At 41.0% G+C, this 1,238-nt stretch carries 2 protein-coding genes and 1 pseudogene; all 3 read left to right on the top strand.

The annotated features are described in order from the left end of the window. Positions 1-482 (top strand): lambda exonuclease family protein (locus PVV69_RS09870; protein WP_273757357.1); only part of this gene is annotated, 482 nt, incomplete at its 5' end. Positions 483-720: 238 nt separating this feature from the next. Continuing rightward, a complete protein-coding gene (locus PVV69_RS09865) occupies positions 721-969 on the top strand; it encodes a hypothetical protein (RefSeq protein ID WP_015857131.1) in 249 nt (82 codons plus the stop codon). 2 nt (positions 970-971) lie between these two features. Next, positions 972-1,238: pseudogene (locus PVV69_RS09860) on the top strand (integrase); the annotation flags it as partial.

The following is a 1,238-nucleotide window of genomic DNA, read 5'->3' as shown; positions in this document are numbered from 1 at the left end:
GATTAACAGAGGAAATAAGCCAATCTTATATAACGCCAGCTATGCAATGGGGCATTGAACATGAAGAAGATGCCTTGAGAGAATATGCATTCATTTATGATACAGAGGTCACAAGGTGTGGATTCATCCAACATCCCACAATCCAAATGGCTGGTGCTAGTCCTGATGGCTTTGTTGGTGAAGACGGTTTAGTAGAGATTAAATGCCCACAATCATTAAACCATTTACGCTTCTTTATAGATGACACTATCAAGCCTGAATACATCGCACAAATGCAATTCCAAATGGCTTGCACGAGACGTAAATGGTGTCATTTCATGAGCTATAATCCGCATTTTGTAGGTATATCATCTCACTTGCGCATGAAAATCAAACGTATCAATCGTGATGAAAAACACATTGAAGAGATTAATAAAGCGGTCGAGATCTTTTTAGAAGAAATAGAACAAGAGATGCAAAAGATTTTGGCAAAAGCTGCTTAAACCTATGGGGGTGCTTTCTCCTCCCAGCACCCCCACCCTTTCCTAACAATTTCAACACATGCGTGCTTCACGCTACGGGTGGATTGTACGCAAATCAAGGAAACAAACCAGATGAGAAAATACGAACGACTAATCTTATAGTATCTCTATAAGCCGTTTCTAACACCGAAAAACAAACTTTTAACACCAGCGTGATTCACGCCACGGGTGAATTGCACCTAAATTAAGGGGAATAAACATGCCACACCGCCCACCTACTATCACGCAACCAGCTATTGCTCGTGCTTTAAGAGAAGCTAAAAAACAAGGATGTGAACTCATAGAAATCAAACCTACAGGGGAATTATTAATTCATATCAATAAAACCATAACACCAACAACGACAGATAATACTTATAGCATTGATGATTTTCCACCGCTTGAAAATGAACAAGAAGACTACGAGACCAGCAAAAGCTGCCCCTCTGTCGACGGTATAAAGTTTTAGCCATGCCAAAACGCCGTCCACCGCATCTTGTTCGTGAACGTACACGCCATGGTAAAATCATATGGTATGTCCGTATTGGTCATGGACCACGGTTTCGGATTGAAGGAACCTATGGAACGCAAGAGTTTGTTGACAATTATACGCTGGCTATTAAACAAGCGCAAAATGGCTCCTCCAAAACAAAGAGGCGTACCAGACTCACAGAAGGGTCTTTCGATTGGTTGTTGCATCAGTATTTACAAAGCATGCAATGGCATAATCAATCAGAA

The sequence above is a fragment of the Bartonella sp. MM73XJBT genome (assembly GCF_028618465.1).
Lineage (GTDB): Bacteria > Pseudomonadota > Alphaproteobacteria > Rhizobiales > Rhizobiaceae > Bartonella.
This window is presented reverse-complemented; position numbering and strand designations above follow the sequence as displayed.